This is a genomic window from Fibrobacter succinogenes subsp. succinogenes S85 (genome assembly GCF_000146505.1).
GTDB classification, from domain to species: Bacteria; Fibrobacterota; Fibrobacteria; order Fibrobacterales; family Fibrobacteraceae; genus Fibrobacter; species Fibrobacter succinogenes.
In genome coordinates, this window is record NC_017448.1 from 2,802,245 (window position 1) to 2,817,275 (window position 15,031).

13 protein-coding genes and 1 tRNA gene are annotated in these 15,031 nt (G+C 50.0%); 7 read left to right on the plus strand and 7 right to left on the minus strand.

What is annotated here, in order from left to right; all coding sequences use genetic code 11:
• Window positions 1–83: 83 nt before the first annotated feature.
• The 5 genes from FSU_RS11485 to FSU_RS11505 all read right to left on the minus strand — a co-directional run bounded on the left by FSU_RS11485 (window position 84) and on the right by FSU_RS11505 (window position 7,554).
• Window positions 84–3,800, minus strand: a complete 3,717-nt coding sequence (locus FSU_RS11485) for an FISUMP domain-containing protein (protein WP_244263627.1) — start codon at window positions 3,798–3,800, stop codon at window positions 84–86.
• Window positions 3,801–3,941: 141 nt separating this feature from the next.
• Entirely contained in the window at window positions 3,942–4,859 is a 918-nt protein-coding gene (locus FSU_RS11490) for a biotin--[acetyl-CoA-carboxylase] ligase (RefSeq protein ID WP_014546575.1), read from the minus strand.
• Between the two features lie 110 nt (window positions 4,860–4,969).
• Entirely contained in the window at window positions 4,970–5,368 is a 399-nt protein-coding gene (locus FSU_RS11495; RefSeq protein WP_155808776.1) for a hypothetical protein, read from the minus strand.
• A gap of 201 nt (window positions 5,369–5,569) precedes the next feature.
• Window positions 5,570–6,577 carry a tRNA (adenosine(37)-N6)-threonylcarbamoyltransferase complex transferase subunit TsaD gene (gene tsaD, locus FSU_RS11500; protein ID WP_014546577.1) on the minus strand — a complete coding sequence of 336 codons (1,008 nt, stop codon included), beginning with the start codon at window positions 6,575–6,577 and terminating at the stop codon, window positions 5,570–5,572.
• On the minus strand, window positions 6,574–7,554 hold the full coding sequence (locus tag FSU_RS11505; RefSeq protein WP_014546578.1) for a CdaR family protein: 981 nt from the start codon (window positions 7,552–7,554) through the stop codon (window positions 6,574–6,576). Before FSU_RS11505 ends, tsaD begins: the two co-directional genes overlap by 4 nt.
• Window positions 7,555–7,599: 45 nt before the next feature.
• On the opposite strand from FSU_RS11505, the gene FSU_RS11510 reads away from it, so the two are divergent.
• From FSU_RS11510 to FSU_RS11530, 5 genes are read left to right on the plus strand one after another with little or no spacing between them, the layout of a single operon-like run.
• Entirely contained in the window at window positions 7,600–8,487 is an 888-nt protein-coding gene (locus FSU_RS11510) for a cell division protein FtsX (protein ID WP_014546579.1), read from the plus strand.
• On the plus strand, window positions 8,487–9,800 hold the full coding sequence (locus tag FSU_RS11515; protein WP_014546580.1) for a murein hydrolase activator EnvC family protein: 1,314 nt from the start codon (window positions 8,487–8,489) through the stop codon (window positions 9,798–9,800). Before FSU_RS11510 ends, FSU_RS11515 begins: the two co-directional genes overlap by 1 nt.
• The gene (locus FSU_RS11520; protein WP_244263628.1) at window positions 9,782–10,921 is read left to right on the plus strand and encodes a DNA polymerase III subunit; all 1,140 of its coding nucleotides are present in this window, start codon (window positions 9,782–9,784) and stop codon (window positions 10,919–10,921) included. Before FSU_RS11515 ends, FSU_RS11520 begins: the two co-directional genes overlap by 19 nt.
• Complete coding sequence (recJ, locus tag FSU_RS11525; RefSeq protein WP_014546582.1) at window positions 10,921–12,633, plus strand: single-stranded-DNA-specific exonuclease RecJ; 1,713 nt, start codon at window positions 10,921–10,923, stop codon at window positions 12,631–12,633. The genes FSU_RS11520 and recJ overlap by 1 nt, the downstream gene beginning before the upstream one ends.
• Before the next feature lie 4 nt (window positions 12,634–12,637).
• Window positions 12,638–13,153 (plus strand): hypothetical protein, encoded by a 516-nt coding sequence (locus tag FSU_RS11530; protein WP_014546583.1) that lies wholly within the window; start codon window positions 12,638–12,640, stop codon window positions 13,151–13,153.
• Window positions 13,154–13,249: 96 nt separating this feature from the next.
• Here the strand turns inward: FSU_RS11530 and FSU_RS11535 are convergent, their stop codons facing one another.
• Both FSU_RS11535 and FSU_RS11540 read right to left on the minus strand, forming a co-directional pair.
• Window positions 13,250–13,675 carry a hypothetical protein gene (locus FSU_RS11535; RefSeq protein ID WP_014546584.1) on the minus strand — a complete coding sequence of 142 codons (426 nt, stop codon included), beginning with the start codon at window positions 13,673–13,675 and terminating at the stop codon, window positions 13,250–13,252.
• Window positions 13,676–13,713: 38 nt separating this feature from the next.
• Window positions 13,714–13,796 (minus strand) — tRNA-Leu (locus FSU_RS11540).
• Window positions 13,797–14,014: 218 nt separating this feature from the next.
• Here FSU_RS11540 and FSU_RS11545 point away from each other — a divergent pair.
• Window positions 14,015–14,557: a prepilin-type N-terminal cleavage/methylation domain-containing protein gene (locus tag FSU_RS11545; protein ID WP_014546585.1), complete on the plus strand. Its 543-nt coding sequence runs from the start codon at window positions 14,015–14,017 to the stop codon at window positions 14,555–14,557.
• A gap of 7 nt (window positions 14,558–14,564) precedes the next feature.
• The gene (locus FSU_RS11550; RefSeq protein WP_014546586.1) at window positions 14,565–15,026 is read left to right on the plus strand and encodes a type IV pilus modification PilV family protein; all 462 of its coding nucleotides are present in this window, start codon (window positions 14,565–14,567) and stop codon (window positions 15,024–15,026) included.
• The last annotated feature ends 5 nt before the right edge of the window (window positions 15,027–15,031 follow it).

Below are 15,031 nucleotides of genomic sequence, written 5' to 3' on the forward strand. Positions count from 1 at the left end.
CTATTAAAGGGAGATGCCCGCTCTTGGCGGGCATGACAAAAGAAGAGAAGCCGCCCATCGGGCGGCATTCTTGTGTATAAGAGTTATTGCTTTATGCAACGGATGGGTAGTCCATCAGTTTTGTCGTACAAGCGCCAGTTATTAGGGACGTAGGAGTCGCTTTTATCATTAAATATTAGCGCAACTGCGGTTGTGTCACGCGAATAGTATTTTTCTTGAATTGCGGTCCAATAGGCCGTGTTGTTTGTAGAGTACTTTATTTTATCGCGTTCTTCGGTATAGTCAATTCCGTTCCTGAAGAAGACGTTCATATAGCCTGTCGGGATGGATGAAAATCCGCAAACGTCTGTATGGGTTTCGTCGTAACCCGTGGCGTTCTTCTGGAGGTCCTCAACGTTGCACTGGGTCAAAAGTGAGTCCCAGTCTCTGCGGGTCGGGAGTCTCCATCCTTTAGGACAAATTCCCTGAACTGAAGAGGTGTCTGCAATTACAATGGAATCGGGATGAGGATTTTTCGGAAGACCGATGGCCATATCCCAACTGTAAAGGCGTCCGTATGTGGCACAGCCATTGTCATTATCGCCGCACCAGCTACCTGCGACTTCAAACTTTAGGTTTTCGGCCATCCATTCCTGATTGCCAATCTTGATGGTTTTATAGCTGTTGCCGTCTCTAGAGTCCGTTATGGTAACGTAGTCTACAGGCGCTCTTCTCCAGTTCTCGTCGTAGCATTCCATGTGAAGCCCGTTGTACACGGCGACTTTGCCATCGTTCGCGAGCCCGCATTTGCCGAGGAACTGTGTGACCTTTGTTGCCGGGAGCCATCTGTAATAATTGTTTTTTGTGCCGCAATAATAGGAGGAATCCTTGTAGGTGACCGTATCGCCGTCTAATGCTTTGCGGCAGACTCCGCCGAGGCTGTCAATCGGCTCCACAATGTGCCAGGAACTGAAACTTGATGCATAGGTAATCATCGTGTCGCAATAGAATAGCTTGTTGTTATAGCCTACGGTCATGCCTAATTTTTCGGGGAAGCTTTTACTACAGGTGCCGTACATCTCTTTGAACGTGTCGCTAATCCATCCACTGTATGACGTGTTGCACGCATAGTCTTTTCCGTTGTATTGTTTCCAGGTAAGTCCTGTGGCGTGGCAGAATCCTAGAGCTTTGTCAATTTCATTTTCTTCGCGCCAATGGTATCTTTTGTTGGAGCCGACTCCCGTATAGGTGCAGCCGTAGTTCTTGCCGTTGTATTTGAAAAGACCTTCTTGCTTTTTAGGGCCGCATACACCAAGAGCTTTGTCCACGTCTGTATAAATTTGCCATGTCTGGTTGGCAGAACAATAGTATGACGTGTCTCTGTATACTTCAACTTGGCCTAGCAATGATGATGTGCATTTTTCTAGAACAATGTTGGCGGGGGCAATTTTCCAGGAGTGATCGGAACAATAGTAATAGTTGTCTTTGTATTTATACGATGTTTTGTAGTCGTCTTTTTTGCAAACGCCCAAAGCGAGTTCTACGGAGTCCATTAATGTCCATCTCAAATTTTTACAGACGTACATTTTATTTGCGTATTCGGCAGTCTCGTAATCAATGCTTATTGTGCAGTTTCCAAGCGCCTGCGTGATGGTGAACTTTGTCCAGCCGGTGTCGCTACAAATGTAATCTACTGAATTTACCTGTCCAATTTTATCTTTAGTTCCCTTATAGCAGAGTCCTAAGGTTTTTTCAAGCGTGGTGAATTGGCGCCATTCTTCGTTGACGCAGCCGTACTTGACGGAATTATGCACTTTTTCGAATCCGTCCCTGTCGTCGTCGCATAAGCCGAGAACTTCGGATTTTGTGGCCTGTCTCCAAGTGGAATCGCAGATGTAGTCCCTGCCGGTGCTATCCGTTTTTAGTACTCCCTTGAGCTTGGGCGTGCAGAAACCGAATTCAGATGTGGGGTGCGTGAGCTTTTCCCATTTTGTGGGGCTCGTGCAGCCGTAAGTTATGCCGTTGAAATTCTTTGTCGTATAGAGCTTGGTGGAATCGCAGTTGCCGTAGTAATCGTAAATGTTTGTTGTGCGCCAGCTTATGGAATCGCAGATGTAGCTGTAACCGCTAGATTTTACGGTGTCGATTTTTCCGGAAATTTTGGGAGAACAGATGCCGAGGTTCTTTTCGGTTGTGGAGAGTGTTTCCCATTTCTTTGTTGCGCGGCAGGCGTATGTCGTACCCTTGTATTCAAGGGTCGTGTAGAACTTGGAAGCTTCGCAGTTACCGACAAAGTCAACCATGACGGTGCTGCGCCAGCCTGTGGAATCGCAGAAATAAGAACTGTAACTACTGCCACTCTTGAGAGAATCAATTTTCCCGTATCGGGTTGGCGTGCAGAATCCGATGGAATCTTCGCGGGTGCTAGCCTTGTTCCAGACGGAGTCCTTACAAATGTATTTCTTACCGTAGTTTACCTTTTCTTCCCATTGTCTTTCCTTGGTACACTTGCCGATGGAATCTCGGAGGACCGCCTTGCGCCAACCTGTGGTGTCGCAGAAGTATTGCGTGGAATCGTACTTTGTCTTGACGGTTCCCATTTTGGCAATGCTGTCGGGAGTGCAAAGGCCGATGGCTGCTTCGGTTGTCGTGGGCTTACGCCATGTGGAATCATCGCAGATGTAGGTGCTGTCGTTGTTAATTACTTTTTTCCACTGGTTTGTGGCGGTACATTTACCGATGGAGTCTGTGAGGACAGCCTTACGCCAGCCGATAGAATCGCAGATGTAGTCAATGGATTCCTTCTTGTTTTCGAATACGGCCATTTTCTTTAAGCTGTCGTTATTGCAGAGGCCGATGGATGATTCAATGTTTGTGGGCTTACGCCATGTGGAATCATCGCAAATGTAACTTTGTCCGTTCAGCTTTTGCACTTCCCATTGGTTTTTCTTGGTGCAGCTTGCATCAACGTCGTTCATGGTTGCGTATTCCCAAGTGTTGTTTCTGCAAATGAACAACGTATCCTTGTAATAATGCTTATCGCCGCGTTCCGAAGAAAGGCAGGAGTTTTCGTCGTCTTTGACCCATTTCTTTTTATTGCAGTAGTAGTTTTTGCCCTTGCTTGCGACAAAGAAATCGTCAAGGTATTTGTATGTGGAAGAATCGCAAGTGGGGAGTTGGCTTTCTGTTTCAACAAAGTGCGACATCTTCATGCAACGCACGGCGTAATAGGCGCTGAAATTGGCTTCTTCAAAATACGCCTTCCCTTTGGAGGTCACCTTAAAGACATCGAAATCGGATGTCATGAGGTAGGATTCTTTGCCTTGGCCCTTGCATTGAAGCTCTCCGTTGACGGTTTCGCAGGAACCGGACATTTGCGGGTCGAAACCGAAGGCAGGGTCGGTGACGCTTTTAGCGAATTTGAGCATGTATTCGTAATCGGCTTCGGACGGAATCTTGAACCCGCTAGGACATGCCTGGTCGGCATTCATGCTCTGGTACAGGCGACCATTGGATTCGCAGTTTTCGTAATCCCCGTCGTAACAGGAGCTTTTTGATACTTTGTAGTTTGCGTTTTCGGCCATCCATGTGTAAGGCCCGAATTGGATGGTCTTATAGGAGTTGCCACTTTTTACGTCAAGAATTTCGCTTTTGATGATGCTTGCTGTTCCGGTCTTGGAATTGTAATTGCTTCCTGTAATGGTGGAGTCTCTGAATTCGTCGCCACCGAGGTTGTCCTCTTCCTCATCTTCAATTGAGGGGTCCTCTGCGCTACTGCTGTTGTCATCGCCACAGGCGCCTAGATATAACGGTAAAACCAAACACGATGATAAAAATGCCTTTCGGAACGTAAATCGCGAAAAGTGCATATTGCCTCCTTAATTTGAGCGCAATATACAAATATTTTAATTGTAAGACTGTGGATGTAATTTTTAGAGTAAAAGAATCGTTGTAAATGTTGTTTAAATTTCCAAATCTGCTGATATGACTGTCTCAATGGTTCCATCGTCGCATTCAAAGAGAAGGCTGCCGTCATCGTTCATATCAATGATGCGGCCTGTTTTTTTGATGGAGCCTTCACCTGTGTCTCGGTTTTGATCGGTGCAGTGGTTATTCACAACGATAGTACCGCGTGAGCCAATGAACTGGTCCATGCGTTTCCAGGCTTCGACCCAGGGGCGAATGCCGAAGGCTTTGAACTGTCCTATGGCGCGCTCGAGATTCCCTACAAGTGCTTGCAAGAGTTTTTCGCGATTGATTGTGCGTCCAAAAATTGCCTTGAGCGTGGTGACGGCCCGATTCAAATGGGCGTAATCGCTTGGCTCGCTATTGACGTTGATTCCAACTCCCATCGAAAGGGCGGGACGTGGTGGCGTTTTTTGCTGCGGTGCAAGCTGCTGTTCGGACTGTTGCTGACGTATAAAAACAATCTCAGCGAGAATCCCGCAGAACTTGCTCTTGCCGTAAAGTATGTCGTTCGGCCATTTGACCGTAATTTTTGGAGTGCTTGCGCTTGCCGATTCCGCGCCATTACGATTTTCAGTTGCCGCGATTCCTTGGATATTGTTGAAAGTTTCAGCAAATGTGAGTGCGGCAACTTGCGTAATTTGTGCGTAGCTACTGGCAGGGATGCCTTTGAGCGGGATTAAAATGTTGAAATAAAGATTTTTGCCGGCGGGGGAGTCCCATGTGCGTTCGTGACGGCCATGTCCATCGCTTTGAGAATCTGCGACGAAAAGTGTGCCGGGTGCAATTTCACCAGAGGCTGCCATGGACTTCATGAGCTTGTGTGTACTGCCAATCGTCTCAAAAAGATAAGCTGGCGCACCACTAAAACCTGTGAGCTGCCAACCTGAAAAATTACGTTCTTGTGAAAACATTTACTTAGTCGTTAGTCAATGGTCGTTTGTTGCCTTTGACGTAATTCTATCACGATTATTCTTCTCTAGTCTTTCGTCTGTAGCCACGTAGTGGCGTTCTTTCGTCTAACTTACTCGTCAGCTTGCTTTTCTTGGAGTTCCTTGAGTGCTTCTTCTGGGAAAATGTTGAAGAATTCCTGCTTCTTGTCCTCGAAAAGCTGCAACATGCGTTCCTGCTCAAACTGCTCGCGGTCAATGTTCTGCATAAAGAACTCGTCCTTGGCAAAGTTGCGGCTTTGGATAGTCTTCTTGATATCTTCGGACAGGTCTACGTTATCCCAAAGAATGTAGTACGAACCGACAAATCCATCTGCAAAAATGTCAACGTTCAATTTGACCGAGTTACTTTGCGTTGAATCAACCATTTCGACTTTGGTTTCGCGCTTTTCGGGGCGGAATACGTCAACGTCGTTTACAGGTTTGGACAAATCCTGAGCCCAGCAAAATGCTGTTGCACATAGAAAGAACATTACCTTATGCTTGAACGACAAAATCATATTTACAATATACAATGAAAAATGTCGAAAAATATGGAGGATGTAAAAAAGCTTGGCTGAAAATACACCAAAAAAGCGCCATGATGGTATGTGACGTACCGATATTCTGCGAAGTGTATTATATGCGCGGATTTCTCGCCCTGCGTCTGTAGCCACGTAATGGCGTTCTCTCGTCTAAAGAGCGAGCGGCATCCACGGCTTCACAACGTCGATAGACTCGAGCTTGCCCTGCAACTTGCGGCGGATGGCCGCTGCGGCAATCATTGCTCCGTTGTCCGTACTCAGGCTGCGGTCCGGCACGCAGAAGCGGATACCTTTCTTATCGCAGTAGTCCTGCAAGCGGGTGCGCAACCAGCTGTTTGCACTCACGCCACCGCCCATCACGAGCGTCTTCATCTTCGTCTTCTTGAGGGCGTTGATGGTCTTTGTGACAAGGCTATCGACAATCGCGTCTTCAAGCGAGGCGCAGATATCGCCGAGGTTCTGCTGGATAAATTCCGGGTCGTGCGTTTCGGTATAACGGAGCACGGCGGTCTTTAATCCACTGAACGAAAATTCGCAGCTGTCGTGCGTGTGAAGTGCGCGTGGAAATTCCACGAATTTGCGGTTGTGGTCCTTGCCGAGGCGGCTAATCGTTGCACCTGCGGGGTACTTGAGGCCAATGAGCTTACCGCACTTGTCGAATGCTTCGCCGGCAGCATCATCGCGGGTGCGACCGATGCTTGTGTACTTGAATCCCGGTTCTTCCATCACAAGTTCTGTGTGTCCGCCTGAGACGGTAAGCGTCAAAAATGGCGGTTCAATGTCCGGGTTAGAGAGCCAGGCAGCGGCGAGGTGGCCTTCGAGATGGTTCATGCCGTAAGCCGGAATGTTCAAATCGCGGGCGAGGCCTTTGGCAAAGCTTGCACCAACGAGGAGCGGTCCCATGAGGCCCGGGCCAGTGGTGTAGGCGATGGCGTCAATGTCCTTGAGCTCAACGCCCGCTTCCTTGACGGCGGCTTCGGCGATGGGGGCAATCTTTTGCAAATGCGCACGGGCGGCGATTTCGGGAACAACGCCACCGTAGAGGGCATGTTCGTCAATTTGGCTGTAAAGTGGATTCGAAAGAACTTTGAGTGGGTCGTCCTGCAAAACAGCACATGCTGTTTCGTCGCAGCTGGATTCAATTCCAAGCCAAATCATATTCCGTATTCCTCGTCTTTATTATCATCCTCGGTCTTTGTCTTGATGAGCTTGATCTTGTCTGGTTTGACAAGGATAGCCTTGATGGACATGCTGCGGTCGATATCGGACGGCAAGTTCAACTTGACTGTGGGAGTGAGGCTGTCTGCATCTTCAATGGCAAAGCGGGTGTATTCAATAAAAAGTTCAATGTCGTTGCTGTTCACGGCTTCGACGACTTTCTCACCACCGGTGATTTCGACGGTCGCCTGCTGTGGCGAGAGTGTGTTCAAAGCGCGGTCATAGAAGCCGATGAGCTGGATAGGGATGTTCTTGAATTCCTTGGACTTGATTTTCTGGACATCGACAAAAATCTTGGCGACGGTATCGCTTGGTGTCACGAATGGCGGCAAAAGTTCAGTCTGGAGTTTGACGGAGAATGTCTTGCTGGCCTTGATGCTATCGATGAATATAGAATCTGTCGGAATGTCGATAATGCGCGTGAGTGCGTTACGTGCGCCAGAGACTTTCAAGTCTTCCTGGAGGAGCTTGGGGGGCTGGACAATCACATAGCCCGGTGCGGCGTTGAAATTCGTATTGCTCTTGATGGGGATGCTGCGCTCGATTCTTGTGTCGACAGCGACATCGATAAAGAGGTACTGGTTGTCCGGTTCAACGTAGTGGACTGTTGCAAAGTTCGGAGCCACAAAATTCTTTGAATCAAGGTGGATGCGCCTGGAGCCGAGTTCGGCGAGGTGCATGTCGACAACCATCGCAGCCCGCTTTTGCGACTGCAGGCGGATAAGGTCCAAGGGCTTGCCTTCGACGGTCACCGAAACTGTGCTAGGCGGCTTCGATGCAATCGCGAGCGCCTCGGGCAACTTCACGAACGTAAGCGGAACTTCCATCGTCAGTTGGAAGTCCTTCAGCGAGATGACATAGAACCAGAGGGCCATCGCGCATACCAAGGCGGTAATCTTTAATATGATGTTTCCCATAAAAGCCCCTTAAAGAACCTCTATAAATTTAATTATATTCCAGGCGTGTTCGGACAATTAGGTTACTTAATATCGGAATCTTTTAGAGGATGGAAGCAGCACCGCACGGTGATTCTCCCGTCTTTGTTGACGATTTTCCTGTGCTCGCTTTTGCTTGCGGCCTCTTTTACGGCGCTCGGCGTCTCGTTTAAGCTCCTCTCGGCCGAAAAATCGCTGTACGTGATTGAGGCTTTTTTGAAAGAGGACGTTCCCGAAGATTCCATTGCGGTTATCCAGACTCGGCTCAAACATACACGCCATGTGGAGTCTGTTGCGTTTGTGAGTGCGGATTCTGCACTTGCAGATTTTAGCAATCATTTCTCGCCGGACATGCTGGAGCTTGTTGAAGGGAACCCGATCCCTGCATTCTTCCGAGTATCCTTGAGCGAAGAGGCGCGCAACCCGGCAGACCTTTCCGAAGTGCGCAACACGATTGCCGAAGAAGCGTATTTTGAAGAGGTGCAGGCTCCATTGAAATGGGCTTCGCGAATTGCGTCGTGGAAGTTCAAGATGATATTCTGGCCGATTTGCATCAGTATCCTTTTGCTCATTACGCTCTCGCTCATCATTTGCAATTCGGTGAGGCTTTCGCTCATGTCCCGCAAACTCCTGGTCGAGAACATGAAGTACGCGGGCGGCAGTTACTTGTTCATTGAATTTCCGTTTGTGCTTGAAGGGGCAATGCAAGGTTTTTTAGGGAGTGGCATTGCCATTTTGTTGCTTGGGCTTGTCATCCGTTCGCTCGTGCAGATGTTCCCGATTGTGGCTAGTGGCGTTGCCTATTTTGGAATCGTTGCGCTATTTACGGTGCTCTTGGAAACGATGCTTGCGGGCTACTTTAGTTTCCGCACGGTGCGCAGTTTCTTGTTCGAAAAGAAGGGTGAGCAGGAATAATGCGACTTGTTTGCCGGTTCATTCCGCTTTTGGTTTTCATCTTTGCCGTGGTGGCGGGTTCGGCCGTTTCGTCTTATGCGGCCCCGAAAAAGACCGATGCGCAGATTGATGAACAAAAGAACGCCCTTAAAAAGCTGGAGGTCGATCTTGCAAAAAAGCGTGAAGAACTTGCCGTCCTTGAAACCGAAGAAAAGGGCGTCTTGAATACGATTTCGCTTTTGGACCAGAACTTGAACCGTACCAGGTCTTACCTTTCGGAACTGACCCGCAATGAGGATATGTTGCAGGGGGCGGTCAAGCAATTGGTGATGGATATCGATTCTCTTGACTCAAAAATCAAGGCCCGCAAACGCGCCATGAGAAAGCGTATTCGTAATTTGTATGTACACGGTCGCAGTAACGATGCCGAAATCCTTTTTGAACTTTTGACAAAGAACGGGAACCCGGAACGCGAAGTTTACTGGGTGCACCACTTGTTGAACCGCGACCGCGAAGACGTGGAAACGCTCCGCCAGCTCATTGCCGAACGCACGCAGAAACAGCAGACGCAAGAGAAACACTTGGCCGAGCTTTCGAGACTTCGTTCCCGCAAGGCGGTCGAAGAACGCGGTCTTGTAGCGCAGATGAACGGTCAGGCTCGAATGCTGAATTCCCTCAAGCACGACAAGGCTGTGCAGCGCATGGCGCTCAAGGAATTCGAACGCAACCAGAAGACCATGCTTGCGCTCCTCAAGAAACTTGAGCAGCGCCGCAAGCGAGAAATCGAAGAAGCGAAGCGCGCCGAGGCAGCCCGCCTCGCCGCCCTCAAGAAGAAGGAACGCGAAGCCGAGAAAAAGCGCCAAGCGGCAGACAAGAAGCGCGAATCAGAAAAGAAACGTGAGGCAGAGATCGCCCAAAAGCAGACTCCGGTTTCGCATTTCAAAGGTCCCAAGTGCATGCCGCTCGACGGCCCGATTATCAGCGAATACGGCCTGCAGGAACACCCGGTGCTCCACATCATGACGCGTAACTTGGGCGTCGAAATCCGCGGAAAGCGCGGTGGCCGCATCCGTGCCGCCGCCGCCGGAACCGTGGCTATGGTCGCCGAAATTGACGGCCGTGGCCCCTCTGTGATCATTGAACACGAAGATGGAACGTACACGGTGTACGGTCACATGAAGGCAATCCACGTCCAAGAGGGCAAAAGTGTCAAGAAATGCGAAGAAATTGGAGAAGTGGGCGATATTGCTTCGTTAAATGGTATTAAATTGTATTTCCAAGTAAGCGAAGGGACACAGACCGTGGACCCGTTGCAATGGTTGAAACAGAGATGATAGAATATCGCTTAAATGGCCCCGCCTCCCAGGAACGAATCCGCATTCGTCTTATGGCGGCGTTGCGTGAGAACCGCTTTCCGCAGTCGATTCTTATCGACGGTCCTGTGGGCATTGGCAAAAAAGCGCTTGCGATGGAAATTGCCCAGGCGCTCCAGTGTACAAACCCGAGCGTTCGCCCGTGCGGTAATTGCTTCGGCTGCAAAATGGCAACCGATACCGGCGTGACCGACAACTGGGTCGTGCCGATGGAAGCGAAAGAGGCTAGCGCCCGCAATGCTGCCGACGTCTCTGCCGGGAGCTCTGCAAAGACCATCCAGGATTTTAAACAGGCCTACATCGAAGAAATCACGAAGAACCCGTACCGCGTGGATATTTTCAGTGCGGGCGCCGTGATTTCGGTGGAACTCATCCGTACGATGACCGCCTCCTTTGCGATGAAGGGTGACCGCGTGCGCGTGGTGATTATCGCCGAGGCCGACCGCATGAATGATTCTGCGGCAAACGCGTTCCTCAAGACTCTTGAAGAAGTCCCGCCGAACACGTACTTCATTTTGACGACTTCGTCTCGCGAAAAGCTCTTGCAGACGATCCGTTCGCGCTGCCTTGCGCTCCACCTGCCACCCCTCACGGATGAGGAAGTGCGTCAGGAGGCCATTCGCGTTGGCGGCGAAGAATTTGACGAATCGACTCTGACCGACGATGTGATTGGTCTTGCCGTGGGTTCCCCTGGCATGGCGCTTTACTACGCCGAACACGCCAAAAACTGGAGCCCGCTTGCAGTCGATTTTATCGAGAAGTCACTTTCGCAGGACTACACGGACCTGTTCTTTAAGCTAGAAGATTCCGGACTTGAAGACCCGGCCATCGTGAACCGCTTCTTGGAAGTGCTCTCGTTCTTGATTACGGACTTGTTGCGCCAACAATCGGGCGCTCCGCTCCGCATCCCGGAAGCAACGGGCAGCGTGAATCTCGAACGCTACCCGCAAGTGGGGGCGTCAGCCCTCGAAGCAGCTCTCGTGAGCGTGCAAGAAACCATGTCGAGAATCGCCTCCAGGCGAATGGCGGCAGTGACCTGCCTCCAGAACCTCTCGCTAAAACTTTTTGAAGGCTACAAGTAATGGAAGATCTTGTCGCCTCAACTTTGTCCTCTACGCTAAAGATTCCGCATGCGGTCGCGAGGTTCTTGGTCTCGCGCGGCATCAAGACTGTTTCTGATGCGTACCACATGCTGTGCTCTAGCGAGAGCGACGTGCATGACCCCTTCCTCATGATGGGGATGGACAAGGCTGTGGAATGGATACTTGCGGTTCGCGAACGTGGCGAGCGCGTGTTCATTTTTGGCGACTACGACCTGGACGGCATGACGTCCGTGACGCTTTTGACCCGCTGCTTAAAGACTGTGGGTATTGAATCTGAATGGCGACTCCCGAACCGCTTTGGCGATGGCTACGGACTTTCGGTTTCTGCCGTCGACGAAATGTATGAGGCGGGTGCTCGCAACTTGATTACCGTGGATACGGGCATTACCGCAAACGTGGAAATTGCACATGCCAAGGAACTCGGCATGGCAGTCATGGTCATGGACCATCATCAGCCGTCGGGCGATGGGCTCCCGGTAAGCGATGTGCTTTTGGACCCGCATCAGGAAGGCGACAATTACCCGAACCCGGAACTTTGCGGTGTCGGCGTTTCGTACAAGTTTATTTGCGCCTTGTTTAGCCGACTTGGCATAAAGGCTCCGGTGGAATATCTGGACTTGGTCGCCCTCGGGACGCTTGCGGACCTTGTGCAGATGACGCCTGAAAACCGCTATTTTACGCGTACCGGGCTCGAAAGTCTCAAGAACAGCCGTTGGCCTGGCGTACAAGAAATGTACACCTCCCTCATGAAACCCCATAGCTGTGTGGGTGGCATCGACGTGATGTACAAGCTTGCACCGCTCCTCAACGCACCTGGCCGCATGGAACGCCCGGACCCAGCCCTCAAACTTCTTTTGTGCGAAAACAAAGGCGAGGCAGGCAAGCTCTTGGAAGAGCTGAAAGATTGGAACGCCCGCCGCAAGCAAAAGGAAGCCGAAATCACCGAAATGGCGATGGAACAGGTCAAGGCTCTTTACGGCGACACCATCCCGACCGTGATTGTAGTTGCCGGCGAAAACTGGCATGTGGGCGTGATTGGCATTGTCGCGGCAAAGCTTGCCCAGGAATTCCACAGGCCTTCGGCCGTGCTGTCAATTATCAACGGCATGGCTCATGCGAGCGCCCGTGCAGTTCCTGGATTCAACTGGCACAAGGCCCTTTTTGACAGCCGTGAACTTTTTGATCGCTGGGGCGGACACGCCAATGCGGCGGGATTTTCGCTCGAAGCGGGCAAGATTGAAGAACTCCGCGGGCGCCTTTTGCAATCCGCAAAAGACCAGGGCTATACCGGCGAGGTGATCAACACTGATGAATCGTACCCGTACGACATCAAGATTGCGCTCCGCGAACTGACCGTAGAAACGCGTGTGCCGACAGGGCGTTATCCGATTCGTGAACGCTCGATTCTCGAGTTCATCGACTTGCTCGAACCGTTTGGCGGAAACTTCCCGTATCCCGCATTCCGTGCCGAAAACGTGACCGTCCATCGCGTGCGTGAACTTCGCGGCGGACACCTGCAGATGGAAATTTCGCAGGCGGGGAGTGCCGTTTTCCCGGCTATCGCCTTTGGACTGCGCAAGAGTAAGGCTTTGCTCGGGCGCTCCCGCCCGGTGACGGTCGTATTCGAGCCGATTTGGAATTACTATAACAACACCAAGACGGTGCAGCTTTGCATCAAGTCCATCGAGTAGTGCTATGCTAAAACGTAACGCTCCATTGCTCGCTTTTGCTCTCGTCTTTGTGGCTGTGCTGTACTTTGTCTACAGCATCCCGCAGTACGAACCTATCGTAGATGTTGAAGAAGAAGAGGAAGTCCCCGAAGAGGCTTTTACCGGTCGCGTGGAAATGCCCTCGATTGACGAAATCTACGTGATTGAAAATACCGCAGGTCGAGACTTGAACAAGCTTGCGATGTTTTTGGAAGGGCGTGCAGCAGGCCTGCATTACCTCTCCTCGGAGTATTTCAAGAAAATCCGTGTGAGCCGCAAGGGGCATAAGTTCTTCAAGTCCGATGACGACGTGTTCCTCGGGCTGCACCTTACGCTTGATAGCCTTGGTCGCTTCAAGGACCCGCAAATCATGTTTACGAGTTCTGATAACGATGTGTTCAAAGTGAAGCTCCTAAAGCACGTTGAATATTTCTGGCGTCTCCCACCGAGCAAGCAGGGCAAGCTTGAAATCTGGATCCCCATTCGCTTTCACGCAAATTAGTCGTTGGTAAAAGAAAAGCCCCACTAAGGTGGGGCTAGACAAAAGTCATTATAGACGCAAATAGTTTGCGCTTTTTTTGCGTTTTGGAGTGAGCGATTAAGCTCTCAAGATTTCGACGAGCTGCTTCGCGTTTTTTTCGATAAGCACGAATGCTTCGAACATGCGGGCTTCACGCCACTTGGTCAGGTACTTCGTCTGCCAGTCTACCGCAATCATGTCCGGATCTTTGGGGCCGTTTTCGTTCTGGTACCAGACTTCCTTCGTGATTTCGCGAATCATGGCGCCCATTTCGGCGGCCGGCTGCAAGGAACCTTTGCAGAGTAGGAGGGCGCGGAGGTTGTCGAGGAGGATTTCGTCAGAAGGCTGTTCGGCATCTTCGCGGGCGCATTCCCAAATTTCTTCGCGGTGGCGCTCGGTCCAGCCGATCAAGTACTTTTTGGTCTTTTCGAGCTCGCCCTTGGCAAGCTTTTCGTCGACCGCTTCGCGCGGATAATATATGCTGTTTGGATAGAATTCAATCATGATCTACCTCCCTTCTGCGAAGTGAAGCACAAAAACAATGCCCGGGGCGGGACTTGAACCCGCACGGAGTTGCCCCCAAGGGATTTTAAGTCCCCAGTGTCTACCATTCCACCACCTGGGCAGGTTGTGCGAGCAGAATATAGCAAATTTGAGTAGGATAGTTTACATGATTACGGAATTTAACATGGTTTTTATCACATTTTTCCTTAAAAATTTCTTTTCTGTTTATAAATGTTTACTTTTGAGAGCGTGTTATTATATATTATAAATTGGACCAAAACGGAATAACTAGCTCCTTTTATTGTTAATTTTGATTCGGTCCTGCTTGGAGATTTCAGTATGTTGAATCATGGTTCTAAAAAGAACGGCTATACCCTGGTAGAAGTCCTTGTCGTTGTGACGATTATGGGCGTTTTATCGTCTATGGGTGTGGCTGGGCTGCATGGTGCCGTGGTCAATAGCCGAATGAAGGATGTTTCCTTGAATACAGCCGCGTTTTTGGAACGTATGGCGAACGAGGCGAACAGAATGTCCAAGCGCCTTTGCGTCAAGATGGCTAACGATACCGAACAGGAACTTCAAGTTTTCTTTTCAAATGATTGCAACAACCTTGAGAGTGCGGAAATATTCGAAACGTTTACTATCGAATCTCCGGCAAGGTTTGGTTGCAACGATGTCGATTTGGCCGTGTTTTCAGGTACCGACTGGGCGCAACATGGAGCCTTGTTTATTCCGCGTCTTGGACTTTCTGCAGCTCCATCCGAAGGGTATGTGTGCATGCAGTATGGAACGAGCAGTGTTTATGGTCTAGTTGAAAAAACGAGAGACAACAATATGCTTGTTCCTAGATGGAGATCTGGTAGTTATTGGGATAAACTGTAGGTACACTATGACGAATCTTTTGAAAAATAAAAAAGGCTTCGGTATCGTAGAGATCTTGGTCGCTGCAGCGGTCTTGGGTTTTATGTACATGGCCATTTTGAACATGCAAGGCGGTAACCGCGATGCTTTGTTGCGTATTCGCGGTCGTGATGGCGCTATTGAAGTGGCTCAACAGGTTTTGGATTCCCTCAAGTCTGTCGGTATAGCTGCAATCCCTTCGAAAGATGCTGAAGATACCGTTTTTGATGTGCCTGAAATCAACCGTAAATGGGCTCGTGGCCTCGGTGATTCGGCGACAGTGACGTATTCGTCGCAGGTAACTGTTTCGCCAACACAAGACTATACTTCACAGACTCCGTCGCAGTTTGAATCTATTTCGCACGTTTACGCCAAACAGGTGAAAGTCAAAGTCTCCTGGAACTTCAAAGGCTCCACGCAGTCTATAGAAGTCTCAAGTGTCATTAGATAGTTAGG

Coding starts and splice junctions, on each gene's coding strand:
- FSU_RS11495 (WP_155808776.1), bottom strand. CDS start 5,368: ATGTTCTTTCTATGTGCAACAGCATTTTGCTGGGCTCAGGATTTGTCC.
- FSU_RS11520 (WP_244263628.1), top strand. CDS start 9,782: ATGGTTGAAACAGAGATGATAGAATATCGCTTAAATGGCCCCGCCTCC.
- FSU_RS11515 (WP_014546580.1), top strand. CDS start 8,487: ATGCGACTTGTTTGCCGGTTCATTCCGCTTTTGGTTTTCATCTTTGCC.
- FSU_RS11490 (WP_014546575.1), bottom strand. CDS start 4,859: ATGTTTTCACAAGAACGTAATTTTTCAGGTTGGCAGCTCACAGGTTTT.
- FSU_RS11535 (WP_014546584.1), bottom strand. CDS start 13,675: ATGATTGAATTCTATCCAAACAGCATATATTATCCGCGCGAAGCGGTC.
- FSU_RS11545 (WP_014546585.1), top strand. CDS start 14,015: ATGTTGAATCATGGTTCTAAAAAGAACGGCTATACCCTGGTAGAAGTC.
- FSU_RS11550 (WP_014546586.1), top strand. CDS start 14,565: ATGACGAATCTTTTGAAAAATAAAAAAGGCTTCGGTATCGTAGAGATC.
- recJ (WP_014546582.1), top strand. CDS start 10,921: ATGGAAGATCTTGTCGCCTCAACTTTGTCCTCTACGCTAAAGATTCCG.
- FSU_RS11530 (WP_014546583.1), top strand. CDS start 12,638: ATGCTAAAACGTAACGCTCCATTGCTCGCTTTTGCTCTCGTCTTTGTG.
- FSU_RS11505 (WP_014546578.1), bottom strand. CDS start 7,554: ATGGGAAACATCATATTAAAGATTACCGCCTTGGTATGCGCGATGGCC.
- tsaD (WP_014546577.1), bottom strand. CDS start 6,577: ATGATTTGGCTTGGAATTGAATCCAGCTGCGACGAAACAGCATGTGCT.